The sequence below is a fragment of the Plastoroseomonas arctica genome, from assembly GCF_018128965.1.
Lineage (GTDB): Bacteria > Pseudomonadota > Alphaproteobacteria > Acetobacterales > Acetobacteraceae > Plastoroseomonas > Plastoroseomonas arctica.
Window position 1 is genome coordinate 237,809 of record NZ_JAAEDH010000002.1, and the last position, 23,687, is coordinate 261,495.

Sequence of the window (23,687 nt, forward strand, 5' to 3'; positions counted from 1 at the left end):
GACCGGCTGATCACCGATTTCGGCGACGCTTGGACCCCAGCCTCGTCGGACATTGGCTTGCGGGTTTTTGTCCAAGGCCTGGAAAAGACACTAGCCGAGGTGTCGACCAAGTCGCCGCCATTCAAATGGTCGATTGGCATCGGACGCTGTTGCCCAACCGGTCATCATCGTTGCGGAAGAGCGCCAGAACTCCCGCAGCACGGACGCGATCCCAGGGGTTTCAGGTTGGACGTCTTTCGCGTAACAGGTCACCCGCGCGAGTGGAGGCAGACATGACACATACACTAGAGTTCCGTCGTGCTTCAGGGTCCGCCCGCGTCTCGCTCGGCGAAGCGCTTTCGGTGATTGCCGCCGGAGAGGAGACGCTCGCCGAACCGCTGCGTCTCAAGCCGTTCGAGCATTGGGTCGGACACATCCCGTTCGCCTTCTGGTTGACCGCAAAGCTGCGTCCGCGTGTCTTCGTCGAGCTGGGCACCCATCGCGGCAACTCCTACCTCGCCTTCTGCCAGGCCATCGAGGCGGAGCGCTGCGGCACCCGCGCCTATGCGGTGGACACCTGGGAAGGCGATCCGCACATGGCACGCGAGGATGGCCTGTTCGAGGAACTCTCCGCCTACCACGATCCGCGATACGGCCATTTCTCCGCGCTCCTCCGCGCGGATTTCGATGCCGCGCGAACGGTGTTCCCGGAGGGCTCGATCGACCTGCTGCATATCGACGGCACCCACACCTATGAGGCCGTCAAGCATGATTTCGAGAACTGGCGCCCGGCTCTCTCGGATCGCGCGGTGGTCCTGTTCCACGACACCAATGTGCGCCGGGCACCGTTCGGCGTGTGGAAGCTCTGGGAGGAGCTGTCGCGAGACCGGCCAAGCTTCGAGTTCATCCATTCCTACGGCCTGGGCGTCCTGGGCATGGGGAGCAACCTGCCCGAACCGCTGACGGCCTTGTTCGATGCCAGCAGCAACGAAGCGCTGGAGACGCCCATTCGCGCATTTTTCGCCTCGCGCGGCGCGACCGCCGTCCAGCGCCTGGAAGCCCAGATCGCCCGGTCGGAGATCGACGCGGTGGTGCAGGCGAGCGCGGCGGCCGTCGCCGCCGAACGCGCCAACCACGAGCGCGCGCAGGCCGACCGGAGCGAGGAACAAGAACGTGCGCTCCGTCGTTCGGCCGAGATTGCGATGAAGCTGACGCGCATCGAGGACGATGTCCGGCGATCGAACGCCCTCCTCACGGCGGGCGCTGAGCGCGACGCCTTGCTGGAACGGCAAGGCGAAGAGATCAGGCATCTCGAGGCGGCGCTGGCGGCCATCCGCACCAGCAGCTCCTGGCGCGTCACCGGCCCGCTGCGCCGCATCACGCGGCTCCTGCGGCGCGAGCGCCCCGCTCCCGTCTCGCCGCCTGCGCCTGCGGCACCGGCGGCGTTGGCGACGGAACAGCCTCTAGTCTATGAACCGCCACGTCCGACCCTCGTGGAGCCGGGCACGGCGAAGCGCTGGCCGATCGTCATGCCCGATCTGTTCGCCCTTCGCGGTCGGACGACGAAGGCCCGGATCGCGGTCGTCGCCCACATCTTCTACCCCGAGCTCTGCGACGAACTGCTGACGGCCGCGCAACGCATCGATGAACCCTTCGACCTGTTCGTGACATTGGTCGAAGGTCACTCCGACATGCTTCGCGCGGATATCCTGGACCGGATGCCTGAGGCGCAGATCTGGGTCTTCCCCAATCGCGGGCGCGACATCCTCCCTTTCCTGGCGCTCGCAACGGCCGGCGCATTCCGCGACCATGAGCTGATCTGCAAGCTTCACACCAAGCGCAGCCCGCATCGCCCGGACGGCGACGTCTGGCGCCAACACCTGGTGACGAGCGTGCTGCCGGACCGTGAAGGCGCGGGCGCATTGATCGGTGCTTTCGCCGCCGACCCGGAGCTCGGCCTCGTCGTCGCCGACGGGCAGGTGTTCAGCGGTCCCGAGTTCTGGCTCTCCAACCTGCCGCACCTCGGCAACCTGCTTCCCCTGCTCGGCCGAACGGTGGAGGATGCGGTCGATCTGCCGTTCGCCGGCGGATCGATCTTCTGGCTGCGCGCTTCCCTGCTGCACGACCTCGTCGGCCTGAAGATCGACCCTGACGCGTTCGAGCCCGAGCCGATCGGCAATGATGGCGCGCTGGCCCACGCCTTCGAGCGCCTGTTCAGCGTTGCCTGCCACTCGGCGGGGATGCGGATCGAGCAGACGTCGACGGTCCTGTCGGGCGCAAGCGCGTCATCGACGCGGCCGGAGGCCGCGACCGCCCCGCGCATCATCGCCTTCTACCTGCCGCAGTTCCATCCGATCCCGGAGAATGACCGCTGGTGGGGTGCGGGGTTCACTGAATGGACCAATGTCACGCGTGCGCGGCCCTTGTTCCCTGGCCATCGGCAGCCGCGTTTGCCGGGGGAACTCGGCTTCACCGACCTGCGTCTGGCGGAGACACGCGCTGCGCAGGCGGAGCTGGCCCGAGCCCATGGTGTCTCCGGCTTCTGCTACTATCACTACTGGTTCGGCGACGGCCGGCGCCTTCTGCAACGGCCACTCGATGAAGTGCTGACGAGCGGCACGCCGGATTTCCCCTTCATGATCTGCTGGGCGAATGAGCCCTGGAGCCGCAACTGGGATGGCGCCGAGCGCGAGGTCCTGGTGGCGCAGGATTATCCGGCGGGCTGGCCGACCGCCTTCGCACGGGACGTGGCGCCGCTTCTGCGTGACCGGCGCTACATCAGGCTCGGCGGCGCCGATGGTCCGCCCATGTTGATGATCTACCGCATCATGCATCTGCCCGACCCGGCAAGGGCGATGGCGGAACTCCGCGCGGCGCTCGATGATTGCGGCATCGGGCGGGTGCACATCTCGGCCGGGCTCGTCGCCATGCATCCGGATCCGCCACGGCCGGATCGGCCGGAGGCGCTTGGCCTGGATTCCTTTTTCGAGTTCCCGCCGCACGGAATGCCGACTATCGAGATGCCGGCCACCGCCCGGCCGGCCGAGATGTCGAACAAGCTCTACGACTACGCCAAGACGGTCGACGCCGTGCTTGCCCGGCTTGGTTCCCCCGATGGCGCGTCGCCGCCGCACCGGGCGGCGATGATGGGTTGGGACAACACCGCCCGCCGAGGCACGGCGGCGCATGTGTTCCACGGCGCCACGCCCAACCATTTCCGCCGCTGGCTGCGCGCGCTGGTGCGCGAGGAGCAGGCACGACAGCCCGCCCAGGAACGGCTCATCTTCGTCAATGCCTGGAACGAGTGGGCGGAAGGGACCTGCCTTGAACCCGACCGCGATTTCGGGCGAGGCTGGCTCGCCTCCGTGCACAGCGCACTGGCCCAGGACGGCCGCTCACGGCGCGGCGCCGGCTGACGGTGATGTTCGCACATATCGCAGCACTCCTGTCGGCGGCAGAACACGACCCTCGCGTGGCCTCGCGTAATGCGGCGATCCAGGCCCTGCGGCAGCTCGGATTGGATGATTTCGGCCAGGTGCTCCTCGCCATGCCGCACGCCGATTTCCCGAAGTTGAGCGCGCTTCTGCCGGCCATGGCATCGCCCGACGTGCAGATGCAGTGGACCGGGAACCATGGGGAGGTCCTGCTCAGGCAGAGCTGCAACTTCATCCGCTCGCTCGTCTACAACCATGCGCTTGTCAGCGGGGCCGTCGCGACCCGCCTGCGCGTGCTCGACTATGGTTGTGGGTATGGGCGCCTGGCGCGCCTGATGTACTACTTCGTGGATCCCGAGGATCTGCACGGCGTCGATCCGTGGCATCGCTCCATCGAGGAATGCGCGGCCGCCGGGTTGGGGCCGAATTTCACCCTTTCGGCGTACCTGCCCCGGTCGCTGCCAGTCTCCGGCTCGTTCGAGCTTGCCTACGCCTTCTCCGTTTTCACCCATCTCTCCGAGCACGCCGCTCGGCTGGCGCTCGCCGCCATCCGCGCGCGACTTGCCACCGGCGGAGTCCTCGCCATCACCATCCGCCCGCCGGAATACTGGTCGCTCGATGTCTCCGGTGCGGGTCCGGAGGACCGTGCGCGCATGCGCGTGCTGCATGACACGGACGGCTTCGCCTTCCACCCGCACGACCTGCCGCCGGTTGAGGGCGAGCTGACCTATGGCGACACGAGCATGACGCTGGACTGGCTGGCGCGCGCGGCCCCGGGCTATGCGATCCGCCGCATCGACCGATCGCTTGAGGATCCCTACCAGCTCTACGTCTTCATGCAGGCCACATGAGTCCGGAGTGCACGCTCGACCGCCTCCAGCACGGCTGACCATGCGCCGGGGTGCGGCTGGCGGAATTCGCGCAACGAAGGATACAGACGCGCCGCATCGGGCGCCGCGCCCCAGCGCCAGCACGTATCCGCCCGATTAAGCAGCCAGGCTGGCTGGCCCAGGGCGCCGGCCAGATGGATGACGGCGGTATCCACGCCGATGACCAGGTCAAGTGCCGCCACCAGGCCCGCGGTCTCCGCGAAATCAACGAGCGCCGCGGTTGGGTCGGCAATGCCAGCGACCGGCGCATCGAGTGCGGCGGCGCCGAGCTGCAGCGAGACCAGGCTGACGCCGTCGATCGCGGCGAGCGGCAGCAGCGACGCGAGGGGCATCGATCGCCGACGGTCCGCACCCAGTCCCGGGCTCCCCGCCCAGACGAGACCGACGCGCAGGCCGGGCAGTGGCCGCAGCCAGTCGCGCCAGCGCGCCACGCGTGCCTCGTCGGCGCGCAGATACGCGTCGCGCGTCGCGTCGCCGCCGAGGCGATGCGGCAGGCTCAGCAACGGGCATTCGAGGTCGAAGCCCCGCATGTCCGCGCCCTCCGCCACCAGCGCGACGCCTGCGAACTGGCCCCGGAGCAAGGACACGAGCGGCGGCTGCACCTGCAGCCCGATGGCGGCCGCCGACGGCAGCGATGCAAGATAGCGGCAGAACTGGATCGTATCGCCGAGCCCCTGCTCGGCATGGATGAGCAACCGGCGGCCTTCGAGCGGGCCGCCATCCCAGCGCGGCACATCGAAGCGCCGCACCCGGCCGCGCCAGGCGTGCGCGCCAAAGCGTGCCTCATGCGCGGCCCAGCCCTCCTCGTGGCGGCCAGCCTGCAACAAGGTAAAGGCAAGGTTCACCTCGGCATCGGCATCGCCGGGCCTGAGACGCAAGGCCTGGCGCAGGGCCGTTTCCGCCTCATCGAGGCGTCCCGCATTGCGCAGCGTGTCGCCGAGCGCCACCAGGGCCTCCGGCATGGCGGGGCGGCGGAGCAGCGCAGCGCGCAGCGCCGCCTCGGCCGCGTCGTGCGCGCCGCGCTGTGTCTCGACCACGCCCAGGCCGACCAGCGCGGCTTCCGCCATCGGCGCGACCTCAAGCGCCGCCAGATAGGCGTTCCGCGCTGCGTCGGGCTGTCCGAGTTCATACAGCAGGTTCCCGCACTCGATCCGCGCCGCATCGTCCATCGGCGCCAGACGCAGCGCCTCGCGCAGGGGCGCTTCGGCCTCAGCGAGGCGGCCGAGTTTGCGCAGCACGGTCGCCAACCCCAGCCAGGCGATCGGGTCCTGCGGCTGCAGCCGTGTCGCTTGGCGGAGTTCCGGCTCGGCCTCGGCGAGGCGTCCGGCAGCAAGGAGCAACGCGCCGAGATCGGCCCGTGCCGTAGCGAAATCCGGCTGCAGATGCAGCGCCTGTCGCAGGCAGACCTCGGCCTCGGGCACACGGCCCGTATCGCGCAGCACCAGCGCCAGGTTGGCGAGCGCCGAGGGGTAGGCTGGCCGCAAACGAAGTGCGGAGCGCAATGACGCTTCGGCCTCATCCATCCGGCACAGCTGGCGCAGCGCGTTGCCGAGATTGCCGAGTGCATCGGGATCATTCGGCTGCAGTCGAAGCGCGGTGCGCAGATGCGGCTCCGCCTCCGCGGTGCGACCGCGCGCCGCGATGATCGTGCCGAGCGTCGCATGCGCCGGCGCGTTGTCCGGGTCAGCGGCGGCCGCCGCGCGGAACTGCGTCTCCGCCTCCTCGAGGCGTCCCGCACGAAGATGCGCCAGACCCTCCCGCAAAGCGGCCTCGACCTCGGCGTTCGGCCCTCGTGCCGAGGCGGTCATGTCACCCTTACCTGCATCCCCGGTAACTCGATTCATCATATGATAACGATACCGTCATGTAACGGACATCACACGAAAGTGGGTCGTTCGGCCCTACACCGCGTTTCAGTCGCTTTCTAGCATCGACCATCGCGCGAGTGCGCGACGGCGGAGCACCATTTCTTGGTGCTTCGTGTGCAAGATCAAGGGAAAGAGAAAGCATGTCAGGAACCGTTGCACCCGGTGCCGTAGGACGTCCACCGACAGCATCGATTGGCGAATCCGGTAATGAATTCGTGGATGCCTTCATTAACAATGGCCGGCACTACGTGAACCCGACCGGCGTCACGGGCCCGGTCCAGATCAACTACTATTTCGGACAGCTCACCGGTCCGGGCAATCCTGTCACCGGCGTCGGCGTGCCCTATTCCTGGCGCCCGTTCGAGACGGCGGCCTGGGAAAAGGCCGTGAAGGGTTGGGAGAACGTCGCCAATGTCGACTTCGTCCGGGTCGAGCTGCAGGCGGACGCGCTGTTCGTCGAGCGGCTGGAAAACCAGGCGACCGCCGGCGGCACGGTCTCCGCATCGCACAGCCTTCCCTCGGCGAACCTGTCGTCGCAATCGCAAGGGACGTACAATTTCGAGGCGGTGAACGTTCGCCAGTGGTCCGCGGACATGCTGGAGCCGGGCGGCAATTTCTACCGCACCTTCATCCACGAGACCGGTCACGGGCTTGGCCTGAAGCACCCCCACGACAGCGGCAGCGGCGCGTTCAACCCGAACTTCTTCCCAGGCATCGACCCGACGGATGACGCGGCGGTGCGTCAGCGCAGCCTCGGCGTGCTCGAACTGAACCATATGTTCGGCTCGGTCATGTCCTACCTGCACGGCTACGAGTTCGACGACCAGGGCCGCATCGACCTTGTCGCCACGCGGCAGCGCCCGGTGGCCGACGACTTCTTCCTCGACCACGGCTTCGCCGCGACGCCGATGGCCTACGACATCGCCGCCATCCAATACATGTACGGGGCGAACACCACCTATCGCACCGCCGACAACGTCTACATCCTGCCCGACAGCAATGACCCGCACCCGTTCGTGCGCGGCCCAGTCAATGAGGTGGGCGAACAGGAAACCATCATCTACCAGCCGGACACGGCCTACTGGGAGTGCCTCTGGGACGCCGGCGGCATCGACGAGATCCGCTATGACGTGACCGACGCCTCCGGCAACGTGGTGGCCGGCAAGGCCAACGCGATCATCGACCTGACCGCCGCCACGCTCGACATGAGCGAGACGGGCTATGGCGTGCTCAGCTATGCGGCGTTCATCGGCGGCGGCTACACCATCGCCAATGGCGTCGTCATCGAGAACGCCACCGGCGGCGACGGCAACGACCTGCTGACCGGCAACGGGGCGAACAACCTCATCCAGGGTCGCGGCGGCAATGACGAGATCCACGCGACGCTCGGCACCGACGTGGTGATCGGCGGCGAGGGCAGCGACGTGGTGGTCTTCTCGGGCACCTTGGCGAGCTACACGGCCTCGAACCTCGGGGCATTCTCCTCGGTCAGCAGCGGCGCCAACGTCACCTATGCCTATGGCGTCGAATCGATGCGCTTCGCCGACGGCACAATCGCGCCGACGAGCCTCGCGGGCCTGGTCGACAACTTCTTCTATCTGAGCCGGAACGCGGACGTCTTCACCGCGGGCATGGATGCGGAGATGCACTACGACACCTATGGCCGATTCGAGGGGCGTGATCCGAACGCCTACTTCGACACATCGGCCTATCTCGCCACCTATGGCGACGTTGCGGCGTCCGGCCTCAATCCCGTTGATCACTACCTGATCTATGGTTGGCGCGAGGGCCGCGATCCCTCGACCAATTTCGATGGCGACGCGTATCTCGCGGCGAACCCGGATGTGGCCGCGGCGAACATCAACCCGCTGGCGCACTTTCTTGCCTATGGGCGGGCCGAGGGTCGCGTCGCGGTGGATGACGGCGTGCTGGGCTGAGTCTTCGTCGAATGAACGACAGCCGGCGGCCCCGCCGCCGGCTGTGCTGAATCGCCGAGGTTTGCGATCTTCCGTGGACGCAGGATCGGCAGCGATGGCGGCGATGGAACCAATCCGTCGACCGCCGTCGTGATGTTCCGGCTTGAGGAGAAACCGCGGCGCGCTCCTTCCCCAACCCGGCGCCTCTCTGGCGAGCCTCAACCCTCACAATTCAAGAAACGAGCGGAGCGTCCCGCTTGCTCACTTCCGGAACAGGTTGCCCCCATCCACGTCCACCACCGTGCCGCTCAGGTAGGCGCCGCGCGCCGAGGCGAGGAATACGCTGAGCCAGGCAATCTCCTCGGGCTCCGCAGGGCGTCCGAAGGGCAGGTCGGCCAGCATTTCCTCCCAGCGCGACTCATCGCCGAACTTCTGCTGGGCGCGGTTCCTGGAGAGCGTGACGATGCGGTCGGTGCGGGTGGCGGCGGGGTTGATGCCGGTGACCCGGACGTTGTGGGCGGGCGATGCGCCGCCGAGCGCGCGGGTGAAGGCGATCAGCGCCGCGTTGCCGGCTGCGCCGCAGATGTAGTCGGCCCGCGGCGCCTGGCCGGCCATGCCGATGATGTTGACGATGGCGCCCGAAGCCGCGGCTTCCATCTGCGGCAGGTAGAGCTGGCACAGGTGGATGTAGCCCATCACCTTCAGCGCCCAGGCACTGGACCAACGCTCCATGCTGATGTCGGCCAGGCGGCCACCGGGAATGGCGCCGGCGTTGTTCACCAGGATGTCGATGGCCGGGTGCGCCTCGGCAAGCGCGCTGCGGGCGGCGCCGTCGGAGAGGTCGGCGGCGTGGATCGCGACGCCGACATTGTGGCGCTGGCGGATACCGGCGGCGGCGGCTTCGAGGGCCTCGGCGTTGCGCGAGACCATGATGAGGTCGCAGCCCTCGGCCGCGAAGGCCTCGGCGCAGGCGAGGCCGATGCCCTTCGAGGCACCGGTGACGAGCGCGCGCTTGAAGCGCAACTCCATGTCCATGGTCAGATCACCATCTCGATGAGGAAGGGTCCGGGCCGCGCGCAGGATTGCGCGAGCAGGTCGCCCACCTGTTCGAGCGTGGTGGCCTGCGCCGCTTCCACGCCCATGCCGTTCGCAAGCTGCACCCAGCCGATATCGGGGTTGCCGAGGTCGAGCATGTCCATCGCGGTGCGGCCGGGGTTCGCACCCACGCCCTGGTATTCGCCGAGCAGGATCGCGTATTTGCGGTTGGACAGGATGATGGTGGTGACGGGCAGTTTCTCCCGCGCCTGGGTCCACAGCGCCTGCAGCGTGTACATGCCGCTGCCATCCGCCTGCAGGCCGATAACACGCCGGCCTGGCGCGCCCATCGCGGCACCGGTGGCGAGCGGGAAGCCGCAGCCGATCGCGCCGCCGGTGATGTGCAGCCAGTCATGCTGCGGGGCGGCGAAGGTTTCCTTGTAGAAGCCGCGCCCGAAGCTGACGCTCTCATCGGCGATGACGCAGCCCTCCGGCATCAGCGCGGCGATGGTGCGCGCGAGGCCCTCGGGCGTCGGTGCACCGCGGGCGGGTTCGGGGCGCGGGCCGGGATCGGCGATGGCGGCGTCGGGCGCGCCGAGCTCCTCGACCAAAGCGCGGAGTGCGACCTCCGCATCCTGTTCGTAGCGGGTCAGCACGTGCACGCCGGCGTTTTCCGGATAGTGCTTGGAGGGTTTGCCCGGATAGCCAAAGAAGCCGATCGGCGCCTTCGCGTTCACAAGGATGATGTGCTCGACGCTGGCAAGCGCGGCCACCGCCTGGTCCACCGGATAGGGCACGCGCTCGAGCGGCAGCCGCCCTCGTCCGCGCTGCACGCGCGCGTTGGAACCCTCGGCGAGCAGCCGGCAGCCGGTCGCGGCCTCGATGCGGTGGGCCAGCTTCTGCGCGCCCTCGCGCAGCGCCGGGCCGCCGAGCAGGACCAGCACGTTGCGCTGCTCGCGCAGCACGCGCGCGGCATTGCGTATGGCGTGCGGATCGGCCTGCGGGGTGGCGGGCACCGGCAGCGGCTCTGCCACGACCCCGCCCGGATCCCAGCAGGTGTCGGAGGGCAGGATCATCGTCGCGATCTGCCCCGGGGAGGTGCGCGCGGCCTGCGTCGCCACGGCCGCATCGGCACCGACCTCGGTGGCATGCGCGCTGGTCCGCACCCAGGCGGAGACGCCGCGCGCCCAGCCCTCAGTGTCGGCGGTCAGCGGCGCGTCATACGGGCGGTGATAGGTCGCCTGGTCGCCCACGATGTTGACGATGCCCGAGCGCGCGCGGCGCGCATTGTGCAGGTTCGCGAGGCCGTTCGCGAGGCCGGGCCCGCAATGCAGCAGCGTGCAGGCCGGCTTCTCCGCCATGCGGAAATAGCCATCCGCCATGCCGGTCACCACATTCTCCTGCAGGCCGAGCACGCATTTCATGCCCGGGATGCGGTCGAGTGCGGCGACGAAATGCATCTCGCTAGTGCCTGGGTTGGAGAAGCACACATCGACGCCGCCCTTGAGCAGCGTGTGGACCAGGCTTTCAGCACCGTTCATGGATCATCCTCCGCGTCGCATTGCCCGCAGGGTGCGCGCGGCGCGCGAGACGGGCAAGCCGGCGCGATCAGTTCGCGCTGGCGCCGGCCTCGCGCAGCACCGGGCCCCAACGCGCGGTCTCCTCGCGCATGAAGCGGCCGAGATCGGCGGCGCTGCTCGGCGCCGGCTCCAGACCGTGGCGGCTGAGCCCGGCGGCGACCTCCGGGTCGCGCAGCGCCTCGACCAGCGCGTCGTTCAGGCGCGTCACGATGGGCTCGGGCATCGCGCGCGGGCCCATCAGCGCGTACCAGTTGGCGACCTCGTAGCCCGGCAGACCGGCGGCTTCGGCGATGGTGGGCACATCCGGGGCCAGCGCGCTGCGCGCGGGGGTCGGCACGCCGAGCGCACGCAGGCGCCCGGCCTCCACATGCTGCAAGGTCGTCGCCGCGGTCGCGACCGCATAGTCGACCTTGCCCGAAAGAATATCCGTGATGAGCTGCCCGCCGCCGCGATAGGGCACGTGCACGGTGCGGATGCCGCAGCGCTGTTCCAGCAGCGCGCCGGCGAGATGCCCGGCACTGCCGACGCCGGAGCTGCCATAGGCGACCGCCTCCGGCTGCGCGCGCGCCGCGGCAATCAGCGCGGGAAGGTCGCGCCAGGGCCGATCCGCCGGCACCACGAGGAAGTTCGTGACATCGACGGAGCGCCCGATCGGCGTGAGGTCGGTCATCATGTCGAAGGACAGGCGCGAGATGAGCGGGTTCATCACCAGCGAGGCGATGGTCCCCATCATCAGCGTGTGGCCGTCGGGCGCCGCGGTGACGGTCGCCTCGGAGGCGATGTTGCCGGCGCCGCCCGGACGGTTCTCGACCACGATGGGCTGGCCGAGCAGCGTCTGCATCTTGCCCGCGACGATGCGCGTCGTGACGTCGGTGCCGCCACCCGCCGTGAAGCCGACCAGGACCCGGATGCTGCGGGTGGGCGACCAGGGCGCCTGGGCCAGGGCGGGCGCGGCGAGGCTGGACGCGGCCAGCCCGGCGAGATGCCGGCGGGTGATCATGGGCGTTTCCTCGCAATTGCTCTTGCCAGCGAGTCTAGCCGCCGCGGCGATAGGCCGCCAAGACAAGGCCGGGGGAAAGAATTCCCCCGGACCCGTTTCTTTTATTTTTGTGATTGAGTGCGGCGGATCAGGCGGTGGCGACGCGGCGGGCGCCGAACAGGCGGCCGGGGTCCAGCGCGAGGGCGCCGGCGCCGAGGCCGGCCTGGACCAGCATCAGCACCGTCCACAGGACCGGGAACTCGAAGCCGCCGCGCGGCGAGGCGAACATCCGGCCATTCGGCAGGTGCTGCAGCGTGGCGCCGATCATGATCGGGATGAACAGCAGCGACACCAGCCGCGTCCAGACGCCCAGGATCAGCGCGATGCCGCCCAGCAGCTCGGCGTAGGCGATGATCGCGCCGAACACCGGCGGGTAACCGAGCTGGCCGAAATACGCCATCGTGCCAGCGAGGCCGAAGGTGCCGAGCTTGAGCAACCCGCCATGCAGGACGAACAGCGTGCCGAGGCTGACGCGCAGCAGCAGCGCGGCATAGGGCGTGGTCTGGGAAACAGTGGGGAACATCGCGAACAACTCCTTGATCAATGTGGATCCACTTTCCTCCGGCGCGGGCGCCGCTTCCAACGCCGGCTCAAAACGACCATCATCACCGTCGCGAATGACGGATCCGGAAAAGCTCGACCTCAACCTGCTGCGCGTGTTCGATGCCGTGGCGCGCGAACGCCACGTCACCCGCGCGGCCGCGCGGCTGAACCTGTCGCAATCGGCCGTGTCCAACGCGCTGGCACGGTTGCGCGCCGCCCTTGGCGACGAGCTGTTCCTCCGCCGGCCGGGCGGCGTCGAGCCCACCGCGCTCGCCCTGTCGTTGATCGCCCCGGTCGGCGAGATGCTCGGGCGCCTGCGCGAGACGCTGGCCTCGCACGCGCCCTTCGACCCTGCGAGCAGCGACCGCGTCTTCAGCGTCGCCTTCTCCGAATACGCCGAGGTGACGCTGGCCCCGCCCCTGCTCGCGCGCATGGCGCAGGTGGCGCCCGGCTGCCGGCTCGCCATCCGCCACGCCGACCGCACCAATTCCGATGCGCTGCTCGAAAGCGGGGAGGCGCTGCTCGCGGTCGCGGTGCTGCGCGAGCCGGCGGCGATCTACACCCGGGTGATGCTGATGGCGGAGGATTTCCTCACCCTGATGCGCCGCGACCATCCACTGGCCTTGGGCGAGATGACGCTGGAGCGCTTCACCCGCTACCCGCATCTGCTGCATTCGCCCAACGGCTCGCGCAGCGGCGCGCTGGACGGGCCCTTGCGCGAGGCAGGCTACCCGCGGCGCCTCGGCGCGGTGGTGGCGCATCTCGGCGCGGTGCCGGCGATCCTGCAGAACACCGACATGGTGATGACGCTCTCGGCCCGGCTCGCCCGCGGGATGGCGGCGGCGCAGACGCTGGTCGTGCGAGAATGCCCCATCGCCATCGAGCACACGCGCCTCTCGCTGATCTTCCATCGCCGCTTCGAGGCCGATGCCGGGCACACCTGGCTGCGCCGCCTGCTCATGCAGGTGGCGAAGGCCGCCTGAGCCTCAGCCGGGCTTGGTCACCGGGGGGACCCCGGCCTGACGGGCCGAGAACAGCAAGGCGAGGCCCGCGAGCGTCACCGCGCCGCCGGCGAGGTCGGAGACCAGCAGCCGCTCATCCAGCAGCGCCCATCCGAGCAGTGCCGCGACCGGCGGGGCCAGCAGCTGCAGGGCCGAGGCGGTCGCCGGCGGCAGCCGCCGCAGCATCAGGAAGTACAGCGCATAGCCTGCCAGCCCCACCACGAGGATGGTCCAGGCGAGTGCCAGGCCAGTGTGCAGGCTGAGCGTGTCGGGCCATGGGATGCCGAGCAGGAGGGCCAGCAGCGACAGCATCGCCCCTGCCCCGAGCGTCTGCCCCAGATTGGCGGTCCAGGCATCCACCCGGCCGCGTGCGGGGGCGAAGCACAGCACCCCCACCGCCTGCGACATCGCGCCCCCCAGCGCGAGCAGGATGCCGCCGAGCTCGACCGACGCAAGACCGTCGCCGACGCGGCTCACGCCCAGCAGCGCCACGCCGGCCCAGCCCAGGCCGAGCCCGCCCCAGGCGCGCAGCCCCAGGCGCCGGCCGTAGAAGATCCGCTCGCCGAGCGCGATGAACAGCGGCGCGACGGCCGAGATCAGCGCGACCAGACCCGATGGCGTCGTCGCCATCGCCAGCCAGGCGCAGGCGAGATAGCCGCCGGAGCCAAACACGCCCATCGCCGCGAGGCGCAGCGCATCGGCGCGCGAGGGCCATGTCAGCCGGCCCATCGCCCACACGACGATGGCGATCAGCGGTGCAGCGATGACGAAGCGCAGCGCGAGCGCCCCAAGCGGCGACCATTCCAGGACGATGAACCGGGCGGAGGTGAAGGCCGAAGCCCAGATCAGGACGAACAGCAGGCCAGCGGCCATGGCACCCGTGCGGGGCGATGCCCGCACCCTTTCCTTGCTGTCAGGCCCGGCGCGCGAGAGCAGCGTCGAGGGTATTCTCCAACAGGCACGCGATGGTCATGGGCCCGACCCCGCCGGGGACGGGCGTGATGCAGCCGGCGACCGCGGCCGCCTCTGCGAAGGCGACGTCCCCGACGAGACGGCCATCGGCCAGGCGGTTGATGCCGACATCGATGACCGCCGCACCGGGCGCGATCCAGTCGCCCCGCACCATCTCGGGACGGCCGACGGCTGCGACCAGGATCTCGGCGCGGCGGCATTCGGCGGGCAGGTCCCGCGTCCGCGAATGCGCGATGGTGACGGTGCAGTCGGCGGCGAGCAGCAGTTGCGCCATCGGCTTGCCCACGATCGTGCTGCGGCCCAGCACCAGGGCCCGCGCGCCGGCCAGGGTGACGCCGGCATCGCGCAGCAGGTACATCACGCCCTTGGGCGTGCAGGGCACGAGGCCCGGCTGGCCATTGGCGAGGCGCCCGGCATTGATCGGGTGGAAGCCATCGACGTCCTTCGCCGGGTCGATCGCGGCGATCACCGACTGCGCGTCGATCTGCGGCGGCAAGGGCAGCTGGACCAGGATGCCGTCCACCGCCGGATCTGCGTTCAGCGCCGCGACCTGGGCGAGCAGCGCATCCTGGCTGGTCTCGGCCGGCAGGTGGATGGTCGCGCTGTCGAACCCGGCCGCGGCCGCGGCGCGATCCTTGTTGCGCACGTAGACGCCCGAGGCCGGGTCCTCGCCCACCCGCACCACGCGCAGGCCGGGGCGGAAGGGCAGCGCCTGAACGCGGGCGGCCAGCGTGGCACGCAGCCCCTCGGCGACCGCCTTGCCGTCGATGACCCGCGCGCTCATGCCAGAGCCTCAAGCCGAGCGATCAGGGCAGCGGCGTCGCCCGCCACATGAAAGGATTTCTGGCGCGACGAGGCTCCCTGGCGCAGCGCGACCGCGCTCTGCGGCACATGAAGCGCCTCGGCCAGGGCGCTGCGCACTGCCGCATTGGCCTGCCCATCTTCGGCCGCCTCGGTGACGGCGACGCGCAGCCGTGGCCCGTCAGCCCCAGGCGCCAGACCGCCCACACCAGGGCGGCGGGCACGCGGCTGCGCCTTCACGCGCAGCGCGACACCATCGGGCGCGGCGTTCCAGGCGCTCAAAAATACAGCCCGTTGACGACGAGGTAGCGCCGCGTCGCGCCCAGCAATATGCCGATGGCGGTGATGGCGATGAGGACCACGACGGGCGAGAGGTCGAGCGGCCCAAAATTCGGCAGCACGCGGCGCACCCGGCGGAACAGCGGGTCGGTGACACGGTAGAGCAGGTCCGCGATCGTCCAGACGATGCGGTTGCGCGTGTCGAGCACGTTGAACTGCAGCAGCAACTGCATGATGACCGCCAGGATCACCGCCCACCAGGCGAGGTCGAGCAGCGCCTGCAGCACATAGAACACCGCGTCGAGGAACATGGATCTCCGCCTTGGGCAATGGCGGCGCACCCTATCGGCGGCGACCCTGAGCGGCAAGGCGACCCAAACCGTGGCGCGTCGCACGGCACCCGCCTTGACTTCGCGCGAGGCCAGATGCATAGGCGGCGGCTCGCGGCGATATGGGGCTGTAGCTCAGTTGGTAGAGCGCCTCGTTCGCAATGAGGAGGTCAGGGGTTCGATTCCCCTCAGCTCCACCATATGCCGCGCATGAACTCTTTGCCGTTATTGGCTTTTATACAGCCCGCGGACCGCGATCTCCAGCGGCGCGGTTGCCGCGGCTACCCGCACCTGTTCGGGATGCGCCAGCGCGAATGCGGTGCAGTTCATGCGGCGGTCCCCTTGCGCCAGAGCGCGATCGTCGCGAGCAAGGCCTCGGGGCGTTCGGTGACCGGCGTCAGGATCCCGGCGCAGACCGCGCCGCCATTGCCGTCGAGCGAGATGGCGTCCCCCTCATGCAACTCCGTGCCGCCGATGCGGCAGGTGCGTGACCCGAGATCGATCTCCAGCGTCGGGCATCCCACCAGGCAGACCTTGCCGAGCTGGCGCGCCACCACTGCGGCGTGCGACGTGCGCCCCCCCGTGGCGGTGAGGATGCCCTCCGCCAGCGCCATGCCCTCGATATCACTGGTCACGGTGTCGTGGCGCACCAGGATGCTCGCCTCGCCGGCCGCGTGGAAGCGCTGCACCGCCGCACTGTCGAACGCGAGCGCGCCGCAGGCCACGCCCTGGCTCGCCACCTGCGCTACAGCCAAGGTCGCGGGCAGCGGCGGTGCGAAGCTGGTGTGCACCACGGCATCGAGCGCGATGCCATCGAGCAGCTTCAGCCCGGCCGCCGGCGCCAGCAGCCCCTCTGCGACGAGGTCCACGGCGATGGCGAGTGCGGCCCAGTCGGTGCGCTTGGCGCGGCGCGCCTGCAGCAGGAACAGCTTGCCCTGCTGCACGGTAAACTCGAAATCCTGCGCGTCGCCGAACAGGGTTTCCAGCGTGCGGCAGACCGTTTCGAGCTGCGTCCACACCGCGGGCAGGTCGGTGCGCAACCGGTCATTGTCGTGCAGCGCCTGGCGGCCGGCGACGACATCCTCGCCCTGCGCGTTGAAGCGGAAATCATAGTAGAATTCGCGCGCGCCAGAAGCCGGGTTGCGAGTGAAGCCGACACCCGCGCCGGAGCTGCCGCCGGCATTGCCATAGACCATGGTCTGCACCGTCACCGCGGTGCCCGCGGCATCGTCGAGCGTGTTCAGGCGGCGATAGCTCGCGGCCTTGGGCGCATCCCAGGAGCGGAACACGGCCGTCATCGCCGCGTGCAGCTGTTCGTGCGGGTCGGTGGGGAATGGGCTGCCGACGCAATCGCGGTAGCAGTCCAGCAAGGCGCGGGTGAGGCTGCGCAGGGCGAGGAAATCCAGATCAGTCTCGCTCTCGACCTCGGCGGTCACAAGCGCCGCCGCGATCAACGCATCGAAGGGCGCCGTATCCTGGCCGGCCACCACTTCGAAAAATCCCTGGACCAGTCGGCGAAAGCTGTCCCAGGCGAGGCGTGGATTGCCGGTGAGGTTGACCAGCCCCTCGACCGTCGTGGCGTTCAGCCCGACATCGAGCACCGTCTCCATCATCCCCGGCATCGACACCGCGGCCCCCGAACGCACCGATACCAGCAGCGGCCGACGCGCCGCACCGAAGCCCAGGCCCGAAGCGGCCTCGACCTCGGTGATGCCGGTCAGCAGCGCGGCCCGTAGCGCGGGATCCTCGGCGGGTGCGCGACGTGCGCTCCAGCCGGTGGGCAGGACGAAGGCCGGCGGCACCGGCAGGCCCGCGCGCGCCATGCGCATCAGGTTCCATGCCTTGTTGCCGACCTCCGCCGCGCCGCCGGGGGCGAGCGCGGTGCCCGGCGCGATGATGTAGCGATCAGCCACCGATCACCTCCACCAGCACGTGGTCGCGCAGGATCAGGCTCGCGCGCTTCAGCGCATCGGCGGCGGCTTCGAGGTGGTCGCCCGTCGTGATGAACAAATGCAGCTGGCGGAAATCCTTCGCGTGCTTGAGGGCGCTGGCAGCGAGGCTTCGCTGCGCTGCGTCCGCCGCGTGCTCGGCGGCCGAGACGCCATCGAGGGCCGCGAGGAAATCCCCGGTTTCCGCGGTCCCCGCCGCGGGGCCGATCTGCGCGGCGTGTCCGACCGCCTTGATCCATTCCCCTGCCGCGTCGACCAGCAGACGCGCGAGGTCCTGCAGCGCCGCAAGCGCATGGCCTTCAAGCGGGTCGAGCTCGAGCAGGAACACCGCATCCTCCAGCGCGTCCGCGGCGTTGTCGGCGGCTTCCAGCAACGTGCGGAAGACCAGCTGCTCGGGCCGGCGCCGCGCGGCTTCGCGCGCCTCGATCACCAGCAGGTCGGCCTCGTGTTCGAAGCGGGCGGCGCGATGGGCGCGCTTGCCGTCATGGGCCTGGTCGCGCAGCCGGTCGCGCACCAGGCCGGCGAGTTCGAGGATCAGGCCGGCATGGTCGGCCGCGAGAAGCAGCAGCCGGCGCTCCTCCTTGGAGAAATGCCCTGCGAGTGCGACGCGGATGCGGTCACGCAGCAGCCCCGGCGACTGGCCGGCGCGCAACCCCTCGCTCGCCGTGCGCAGCACGCCCTGCAGGAAAGCGACGCTCTCCGCATCGCCCAGCACGTCGCACAGCCGGTCGCCGAAGCGCATCGCCGAACCGGCGGTCGCCTCGATGGCGCGGTTCACCACCTGCGAGCCGCCGAGCTCGAGGAAGCCGCGATGGCCGATATCCTGTTCGGCCGCCCAGGCGAGGAGCGCGATGCGGTCCGGCCCGCGCAAGAAGCCGCGCAGCGCCTTGCGGGCGCGGTTCCAGTCGATCAGGAAGACCAGCCGTGAGCCGAGGAAATCGAGATAGTCGCGGCACCCCGCCGCATCCTTCGCCGTGATTGTTCCGGTGGCCAGGGTGAAGGCGCTGCCGCTGGCCAGGCTCGCGCTGCGCGCCGCACTCCAGGCGACGCCGCGCGGGGCCAGCAGCTGCTGGAAAAAGGCCAGACGCTCGGTGTGCACGTCGCTGTAGATGACGCTGACGGTCAGCGCCTCGACATGGACGACGAGCACATGCGCGTCGGTGGTGCCGATGTCGTTCTGGATCGACAGGCGCGCGCCAGCGCGGGTCGCCGTGGTGTCGAGGCCGGGATGGTCGAACTTCAGCGGCGCGGTGCGGTGCAGCCCCGCCATGAAGGCGGCGACCAGCGGCCGGTCCGCGGCGGTGATGCCATACACCGCCGCACCGTCGAGGATCTCCTCTGCAAGGTCGGCCTGCATCGCGTTCAGCCGCTTGTGCAGATCCATCACCAGCTGGTGCGGGCTGTCATGGCCGGCCTGGGTGATCGCTGCGATGGCGGCGGGCGAGAGCAGCCCATCCGCCGCGGCCGGCAGCGCGGCGAGCACCGCATCCACCCGCTTTGCCAGCCCCGCCGGCTTGCCGGTGGGCAGCACCGGGGAGGCCATGGCGCGCAGGTCCGCGGCGATGCGCGCGCAGATTCCGGCCGCCTGCGGGATGCGGCAATCCTTTCCGGCCATCACGGCGCCGGCGATCACCGCGTCGAGTTCCGCCGCGTCGATACCACAAGCGATGCGCTCGGCCTTGAGGCTGCCCGCCGGCGGCTGTGGATGCTGCGCCTGGTCCATCGCCAGTTGCAGCAGCGAGAAGGCGTATTTCAGCCGGTCATTCGCGGCCAGCGCCGCGTTCACGGCGGCGCCGGGCCGGAGGTCGGCCTCGCCGATCGCCGCGAGTATCTGCTGCTTCATCGAGGGGAGCCTCTCATCGGCGTTGGCCGTACAAGGCAACCGCTAGGCGCCAGCGCCACGCCGCGGCAGGGGCGGAAACTACGGCGCCACGAGGCCCTCGCGCTGGCGTGATGCTGCGTAGATTCCGAGGCTGCACGGCCCGGCTGTGGCGGCGGTAGACCGACGGTTCGGCCCGCGTCACGCGACCTCGCGCGGCGCGCTGCCCGATCGGACCCCACCATGTTCCAGCACATCCTGCTGCCCGCCACCGGCGAGCCTGCCGACGCCGTCGTCTATGCCACGGCCCTCGCCGCCGGCCTGGGTTTGCCGGTGCATTTCGGCGTGCTGCATGTCCGCCAGGACCTGGTGACCGCCGCCATCGACATGGCCGGCCTCGGCGTCTACGGCGGCTACGGCGCCGGCCGGATGATCGACACCATCGAGCAGGAGACGGTCGCCGCCGAGGATGCGGCGCGCGCCGCCTTCGCCGCGTTCCGGTCGGAAAGCGGGCTGGCCAATGCGATGCCCATGGCGGGGCAGGGCAGCGCCACGCTCACCGTGGAGACCGGCGTGGAGGAAGACGCCCTCGTCGCGCATGGCCGCACCGCGGACCTCGTCGTGATCGGGCGCGCACATGGCGGCGAGGAAGTGTCGCTCGGCCGCATGCAGGCGGTGTTGGCCGGCATCGGGCGGCCGCTGCTGGTCGCAGCGCCGCATGGACCCGCGGCGCTGCTGGACACCGTCGTGATCGCCTGGAAGGACAGCGCGGAGGCGGCACGCGCCGTCAGTGCCGCCATGCCCTTCATCGCACGCGCCGGGCGCGTGCTGGTGGTCACCATCGGCGAGGCGGGCGATCCGGGTGAGCCGGGCGCTGCCTCCGCGGCCAGGCTGGTCGAAACGCTCACGCGCCACAACTCGGCGGTGAGCGCCTGGCATGTGCCAGCCGGCGACGGCGAGGGTGCCGAGGCGCTGCTCGCGGCGGCGAGCGAGGCGCGCGCGACGCTGCTGGTCATGGGCGCCTATGGGCATGGCGAGCTGCGCGAGATGGTGTTCGGCGGCTTCACCCGCAGCGTGCTCGGCGGCGCGCCGATGCCCGTGCTGATGATGCATTGATGGCGTCGGCGCGGCGCGGCGTCTGCGTAGTTTCCGACGCTGCCGCCGCCGCGCCGGTGGCGCCTAGGGTGCCGGCGAATGAGCGACCGATCCGCCGCTCATCGCCGAACAAGGAAATCACCATGTCGCACGACGCTCAGCTGAAGCAGGCCGTTCTTTCGGAATTGAACTGGGAGCCCAGCATCGATTCCGCCCATATCGGTGTCACCGCCAAGGATGGCGTCGTGACCCTGATGGGCCATGTCGCCACCTACGGCCAGAAGCAGGCCGCCGAGGCCGCGGCGCGCCGCGTGAAGGGTGTCTCGGCCATCGCCGAGGAGATCGAGGTCAGGCTGCCCTTCCAGACCGAGCGCGGCGATGACGACATCGCGGCTGCGGTCATCGACCGGCTGGGCTGGGATGCCTCAATCCCGCGCGATGCCGTGAAGGTGCGCGTGGAGAAGGGCTGGGTGACGCTGACCGGCGAGGTCGAGTGGTACTTCCAGAAATCCGCCGCCGAGCGCGAGATCGCCTGGCTGCTGGGCGTGGTCGGCGTCTCCAACCAGATCAGCATCAAGGTGCGGCCCGATACCGGCAGGATCAGCGACGACATCACCCATGCGCTGCATCGCTCCTGGCTGTTCGACGCCAAGACAATCAACGTGAGCGCCACCGGCGGCCACATCCGCCTGACCGGCACGGTGCGCTCGCCCTATGAGCGCCAGGTGGCCGCGACCACGGCATGGGCCGCGCCCGGTGCGACCGCCGTCGAGAACGACCTGCGCGTCGTCTGATCCACGCCGCGCCGCGCTGCCCCACCGGGCGGCGCGGCGATCGCGCGCGAACCCATCCGTCAGGAGCTTTCCATGGACAAGACCGACACCGTCATTGCCGTCTTCAACGACCACGCCGAGGCGGAGAGCGCCGTCAAGCACCTCGCCGATGCCGGCTTCGCGATGCAGCAGCTCTCCGTCGTAGGCAAGGGCTACCACACCGAGGAGAAGGTGGTGGGCTTCTACAACACCGGCGACCGGATGCGCTTCTGGGGCACGCGCGGCGCGGTGTGGGGCGGGCTGTGGGGACTGTTCTTCGGCGGGCTGTTCATCACCATCCCGGTGACGGGGCCGCTGGTCATGCTGGGCGCGGTCGCGACCGTCGCAATCGTGGCGATCGAGAATGCGGTGTTGCTGGGCGGGCTGTCCGCGCTTGGGGCTGCGCTGTTCAGCGTCGGCATTCCGAAGAACAGCGTGCTGGAATACGAGGCCGCGGTGAAGGCCGACGGCTTCCTGGTCATGGCGCACGGCACCGCCGAGGAGGTCGCCCGCGCCAAGGCGATCCTGGGCACCGTCAAGCCCACGCGCCTGGACAGCTATGGCGCGCTGCCCGAGGTGATCGCCTTGGGCGCGGCGTGATCGACGTGCCCCAGACCGTCGTTCCGATCCGCGCGGCCACACAGCCCGCAGCGCCCCCGGGGCCGCAGAGGACGAGTGCCGCCGATCTCGACCGGCTGCTGCACGCCTGGCAGAGCCGCTTCACCGGCGGCCACTCGCCGAGCACGGCGAGCCTCGCCTTCCTCGACTGGGCGGCGCACGCGCTTAACGCGCCGTTCGAGACGGCCGAATTCGGGCGCACCGCCGTCGAGCATTGGCAGCGCCTCGCGCGCATCGCGCTGGGCACCGAGGCGCTGCTGCCGCTGCCCGAGGGCGACCGCCGCTTCGCCGACCCGGCCTGGTCGCAGCATCCCTACAAGCTCGTCGTGCAGGCCGTGCTGCTGGGCGAGCAGTGGTGCGAGAGCCTGGTGCAGTCCCCCGACGGGATGGACCCCGGCAACCGCCGGATCATGGGCTTCAACACGCGCCAGTTCCTCGACATGGTCTCGCCCTCGAACTGGCCCTGGTTCAACCCCGAGGTCGTCGCGGCGACGCGCGCCACCGGGGGGCGAAACCTGATCGAAGGTTTTTCCAATCTGCTCGCCGACAAGGCCGCGGCGCGCGGTCCGGCGCAGGACGACCCGCATTTCCGCTTGGGTATCGATGTCGCGGCGACGCCGGGCAAGGTGGTGCTGCGCAACGCGCTGATGGAGCTGATCCAGTACACGCCCACCACGCCGATGGTGGGTGCCGAGCCGGTGCTGATCGTGCCGGCCTGGATCATGAAGTACTACATCCTCGATCTGTCGCCGGGGAATTCGATGATCCGCTGGCTGGTCGGCCAGGGGCGGACGGTGTTCGCCATCTCCTGGCGCAACCCGGACGCGTCGATGCGCGACACCACGCTCGATGACTATCGCAGCATCGGGATCATGGCGGCACTCGATGCGGTGCAGGCGATCTGCGGTCCGGCGAAGGTTCACGCCGCAGGGTATTGCCTGGGCGGCACGCTGCTCGCGATCGCTGCCGCCGCGATGGCGCGCGACGGCGATGCGCAGCTCGCGAGCCTCACGCTGCTCGCGGCGCAGACCGATTTCACCGAGGCCGGCGAGCTGCAGCTGTTCATCACCGACGACCAGCTCGATTTCCTCGGCGACGTCATGGGCGCGCAGGGTTTTCTCAGCGCGAACCAGATGGGCGGCGCCTTCCAGATGCTGCGCGCCAACGACCTGGTCTGGTCGCGCGGCATCCACGACTACCTGCTCGGCAAGCACGACGCGCCGAACGACCTGATGGCCTGGAACGCCGACGGCACCCGACTGCCGGCGCGGATGCACATGGAATACCTGCGCGGGCTGTTCCTGCACAACGACCTCGCCGAAGGGCGGTTCCGTGTCGGCGACCGGCCCGTGGCGTTGGCCGATATCCGCCTGCCGATCTTCGCCGTGGGGACGGAGCGCGACCACATCGCGCCCTGGCGTTCGGTGTTCAAGCTGCATCTGCTCAACGACAGCGCGCTCACCTTCGTGCTGACCTCGGGCGGGCACAATGCGGGCATCGTCAGCGAGCCCGGCCATCCGCGGCGGAGTTTCCGGATGCGCCTGCGCGCGCATGACGGGCGCAGCCCGGGCCCGGATGAGTGGCGCGCGGAGACCGCACCGCAGGATGGCTCCTGGTGGCTTGCGTGGGGTGACTGGCTTGCGGCGCAGTCCGGCCCGCCTGTCGCGCCGCCGGCCATGGGCGCCGCACTCGCCGATGCGCCCGGCGCCTATGTGCGGGAGCACTAGG

At 69.8% G+C, this 23,687-nt stretch carries 19 protein-coding genes and 1 tRNA gene; 9 read left to right on the forward strand and 11 right to left on the reverse strand.

The features are described 5' to 3' along the window. Positions 1-272 precede the first annotated feature (272 nt). Both GXW79_RS03385 and GXW79_RS03390 read left to right on the forward strand, forming a co-directional pair. Positions 273-3,395 carry a glycoside hydrolase family 99-like domain-containing protein gene (locus tag GXW79_RS03385; protein ID WP_211872875.1) on the forward strand — a complete coding sequence of 1,041 codons (3,123 nt, stop codon included), beginning with the start codon at positions 273-275 and terminating at the stop codon, positions 3,393-3,395. 5 nt (positions 3,396-3,400) lie between these two features. Continuing rightward, positions 3,401-4,264, forward strand: coding sequence for a class I SAM-dependent methyltransferase (locus GXW79_RS03390; RefSeq protein WP_211872877.1), 864 nt, complete (start codon positions 3,401-3,403; stop codon positions 4,262-4,264). Here the strand turns inward: GXW79_RS03390 and GXW79_RS03395 are convergent. Beyond that, complete coding sequence (locus tag GXW79_RS03395) at positions 4,240-6,111, reverse strand: tetratricopeptide repeat protein (RefSeq protein ID WP_211872879.1); 1,872 nt, start codon at positions 6,109-6,111, stop codon at positions 4,240-4,242. The two genes, GXW79_RS03390 and GXW79_RS03395, sit on opposite strands and share 25 nt — an antisense overlap. A gap of 275 nt (positions 6,112-6,386) precedes the next feature. Here GXW79_RS03395 and GXW79_RS03400 point away from each other — a divergent pair, with 275 nt between their 5' ends. After that, positions 6,387-8,108, forward strand: coding sequence for a matrixin family metalloprotease (locus GXW79_RS03400; RefSeq protein ID WP_211872881.1), 1,722 nt, complete (start codon positions 6,387-6,389; stop codon positions 8,106-8,108). A 240-nt stretch (positions 8,109-8,348) separates the two neighbouring features. Here GXW79_RS03400 and GXW79_RS03405 read toward each other — a convergent pair whose 3' ends face one another. The 4 genes from GXW79_RS03405 to GXW79_RS03420 all read right to left on the reverse strand — a co-directional run bounded on the left by GXW79_RS03405 (position 8,349) and on the right by GXW79_RS03420 (position 12,264). Then, the gene (locus tag GXW79_RS03405; protein WP_211872883.1) at positions 8,349-9,122 is read right to left on the reverse strand and encodes a short-chain dehydrogenase/reductase; all 774 of its coding nucleotides are present in this window, start codon (positions 9,120-9,122) and stop codon (positions 8,349-8,351) included. Between the two features lie 2 nt (positions 9,123-9,124). Continuing rightward, positions 9,125-10,663: an acetolactate synthase large subunit gene (locus tag GXW79_RS03410; protein WP_211872885.1), complete on the reverse strand. Its 1,539-nt coding sequence runs from the start codon at positions 10,661-10,663 to the stop codon at positions 9,125-9,127. A 67-nt stretch (positions 10,664-10,730) separates the two neighbouring features. Beyond that, a complete protein-coding gene (locus GXW79_RS03415; RefSeq protein ID WP_211872887.1) occupies positions 10,731-11,702 on the reverse strand; it encodes a Bug family tripartite tricarboxylate transporter substrate binding protein in 972 nt (323 codons plus the stop codon). Between the two features lie 127 nt (positions 11,703-11,829). After that, positions 11,830-12,264 (reverse strand): DoxX family protein, encoded by a 435-nt coding sequence (locus GXW79_RS03420; RefSeq protein WP_211872889.1) that lies wholly within the window; start codon positions 12,262-12,264, stop codon positions 11,830-11,832. Positions 12,265-12,358: 94 nt separating this feature from the next. On the opposite strand from GXW79_RS03420, the gene GXW79_RS03425 reads away from it, so the two are divergent. After that, a complete protein-coding gene (locus GXW79_RS03425; RefSeq protein WP_211872891.1) occupies positions 12,359-13,267 on the forward strand; it encodes a LysR family transcriptional regulator in 909 nt (302 codons plus the stop codon). Positions 13,268-13,270: 3 nt separating this feature from the next. On the opposite strand, the gene GXW79_RS03430 is transcribed toward GXW79_RS03425, so the two are convergent. From GXW79_RS03430 to GXW79_RS03445, 4 genes are read right to left on the reverse strand one after another with little or no spacing between them, the layout of a single operon-like run. Beyond that, positions 13,271-14,158, reverse strand: coding sequence for a DMT family transporter (locus GXW79_RS03430; protein ID WP_211872893.1), 888 nt, complete (start codon positions 14,156-14,158; stop codon positions 13,271-13,273). Between the two features lie 40 nt (positions 14,159-14,198). Beyond that, positions 14,199-15,041: a bifunctional methylenetetrahydrofolate dehydrogenase/methenyltetrahydrofolate cyclohydrolase FolD gene (gene folD / locus GXW79_RS03435; protein WP_211872895.1), complete on the reverse strand. Its 843-nt coding sequence runs from the start codon at positions 15,039-15,041 to the stop codon at positions 14,199-14,201. After that, on the reverse strand, positions 15,038-15,340 hold the full coding sequence (locus GXW79_RS03440) for a DUF167 domain-containing protein (protein ID WP_211872897.1): 303 nt from the start codon (positions 15,338-15,340) through the stop codon (positions 15,038-15,040). The genes folD and GXW79_RS03440 overlap by 4 nt, the downstream gene beginning before the upstream one ends. Then, positions 15,337-15,648 carry a YggT family protein gene (locus tag GXW79_RS03445; protein ID WP_211872899.1) on the reverse strand — a complete coding sequence of 104 codons (312 nt, stop codon included), beginning with the start codon at positions 15,646-15,648 and terminating at the stop codon, positions 15,337-15,339. The genes GXW79_RS03440 and GXW79_RS03445 overlap by 4 nt, the downstream gene beginning before the upstream one ends. Positions 15,649-15,790: 142 nt before the next feature. Between GXW79_RS03445 and GXW79_RS03450 the strand changes: the two genes are divergently transcribed. After that, a tRNA-Ala gene (locus tag GXW79_RS03450) sits at positions 15,791-15,866 on the forward strand. Between the two features lie 126 nt (positions 15,867-15,992). Here GXW79_RS03450 and GXW79_RS03455 read toward each other — a convergent pair. Further along, the gene (locus GXW79_RS03455; RefSeq protein ID WP_367614786.1) at positions 15,993-17,579 is read right to left on the reverse strand and encodes a PEP/pyruvate-binding domain-containing protein; all 1,587 of its coding nucleotides are present in this window, start codon (positions 17,577-17,579) and stop codon (positions 15,993-15,995) included. After that, entirely contained in the window at positions 17,572-19,458 is a 1,887-nt protein-coding gene (locus tag GXW79_RS03460; protein WP_211872900.1) for a hypothetical protein, read from the reverse strand. The genes GXW79_RS03455 and GXW79_RS03460 overlap by 8 nt, the downstream gene beginning before the upstream one ends. Positions 19,459-19,677: 219 nt before the next feature. Here GXW79_RS03460 and GXW79_RS03465 point away from each other — a divergent pair, with 219 nt between their 5' ends. The 4 genes from GXW79_RS03465 (at position 19,678) to GXW79_RS03480 (ending at position 23,686) form a co-directional block, all read left to right on the forward strand. Continuing rightward, positions 19,678-20,550 (forward strand): universal stress protein, encoded by an 873-nt coding sequence (locus tag GXW79_RS03465; RefSeq protein ID WP_211872902.1) that lies wholly within the window; start codon positions 19,678-19,680, stop codon positions 20,548-20,550. A 122-nt stretch (positions 20,551-20,672) separates the two neighbouring features. Further along, a complete protein-coding gene (locus GXW79_RS03470; protein ID WP_211872904.1) occupies positions 20,673-21,323 on the forward strand; it encodes a BON domain-containing protein in 651 nt (216 codons plus the stop codon). Between the two features lie 72 nt (positions 21,324-21,395). Continuing rightward, the gene (locus GXW79_RS03475) at positions 21,396-21,941 is read left to right on the forward strand and encodes a general stress protein (RefSeq protein WP_211872906.1); all 546 of its coding nucleotides are present in this window, start codon (positions 21,396-21,398) and stop codon (positions 21,939-21,941) included. Positions 21,942-21,946: 5 nt separating this feature from the next. Beyond that, a complete protein-coding gene (locus GXW79_RS03480; protein WP_367614787.1) occupies positions 21,947-23,686 on the forward strand; it encodes a PHA/PHB synthase family protein in 1,740 nt (579 codons plus the stop codon). Position 23,687 lies beyond the last annotated feature (1 nt).